1 protein-coding gene is annotated in these 1,493 nt (G+C 49.3%); it reads left to right on the top strand.

Annotation, left to right across the window (positions count from 1 at the left end; translation table 11 throughout):
* A partial coding sequence (locus tag VZ94_RS21745) for an ISKra4 family transposase (protein WP_082081911.1) occupies positions 1–1,296 on the top strand: 1,296 nt, incomplete at its 5' end.
* Between the last annotated feature and the right edge of the window lie 197 nt (positions 1,297–1,493).

Genomic DNA, 1,493 nt, shown 5'->3' with positions numbered 1-1,493 from the left:
GCGAAAATCATAAGAAAAGAAGGGAAAAAGCTAATCATAGAGATAACCGTTGATCTCGAAGATTCGATGCTGGACAGTGAGGAAGCGATTCAGGCGGTTATCAATGAGGCGGGGAATCTCGCTACTGAAGAAGCATTGAAGCAATTCGACACCCAAGGTGAAGCGATGGAGATAGATGGCAAGCCATGGCGAAGTAAGGGACAGGAAGACAAATTTTACCAAACGCCTTATGGTGAAATCCAATGTGCAAGGCATGTTTACCACCACCATGGCCGTGGAAAAACCTTCTGTCCTTTAGAGCAGGCCGCTCGCATCATGGGAAGCTCAACACCCCGGTTTGCCAAGCAGGTAGGCATTAAAATGGCTGGTAACTCAGCCCTGGCAGTCCAACAGGATTTGCTGGAATGCCAAGGCCGAAAAGTATCCACCTCGTTCTTACAAAACTTATCCCGAAAAGTAGCAGACGTAGCCGGACAACAAGAAAGCCAATGGCATTACGACTTGCCAAACTTTGAGCAAGCTACGGCATCGATAGCCATCGGCCTGGATGGCACGTGTATGCACCTGCGTAAAGAAGGTTGGCGGGAAGCCATGGCGGGTACGATCAGTTTTTATGACGCCAAAGGCGAGCGGCAACATACGATTTATTTAGGTGCGACACCTGAATATGGCAAGGCGGATTTCTTGAGCCGCTTTACTGCCGAGATTGAGCGCGTAAAAACGCACTTTCCGAATGCAAAGAGGATCGGGTTAGCCGATGGCGCTGAAAGCAACTGGCAATTCTTAACGCAGCATACCGAGACATCGATTCTCGATTTTTATCATGCGAGTAGTTATTTGGGGGCGGTGGCTAATGCAAAGTATCCTAAAGATAAAAGCGCGCATAAAGCCTGGTTGGATGATCGCTGCCATCGACTGAAGCACAGCGCAGGAGCGGCTGAAGCCCTGTACAATGAAATGCTGACGCTACACGCACGAAAAAGCACCCAAAAATTACCGAAACATCTCCGGGACAAACTGGGTGCCGCGGTTACCTATTATAAAAATCATCGCCACCAAATGGATTACCTAAGCTACACCGAGCGCTCGTTTCCGATCGGCTCCGGCGTAACAGAAGCGGCTTGTAAAACGCTTATAAAACAGCGATTTTGTCTTGCCGGGATGCGCTGGAAACAACCAGGGGCTGCCGGTATCTTAACGTTACGGGCATTAGTTTTAACGGCTCATAGGTGGACACAGTTTTGGCAAAAAATAAATCTCTTTGGCGTTCCTTCTGTTGCGGCTGCTTTAAATTGAGGCTGCACCCTATTCTGACGCTAAACCGCGACCAATCAGAAAGCCATAGTTTTACATACCCGTCATTCCGGCAGGGATTGCCGGAATCCAGTGCCATGGATGGCGCTCTTCAAGTCCCCCTGTGTTCTTGACAATCCATGCCGAGATGACGACCCGGAGACGAACTACGGTTCTCAAATTGGGCGGGCTATAGTTAG

The organism is Methylocucumis oryzae (assembly GCF_000963695.1).
Taxonomy (GTDB): domain Bacteria; phylum Pseudomonadota; class Gammaproteobacteria; order Methylococcales; family Methylomonadaceae; genus Methylovulum; species Methylovulum oryzae.
Note: the sequence above shows the minus strand (reverse complement) of the source record. Positions and strands in the feature narration are given on the sequence as shown.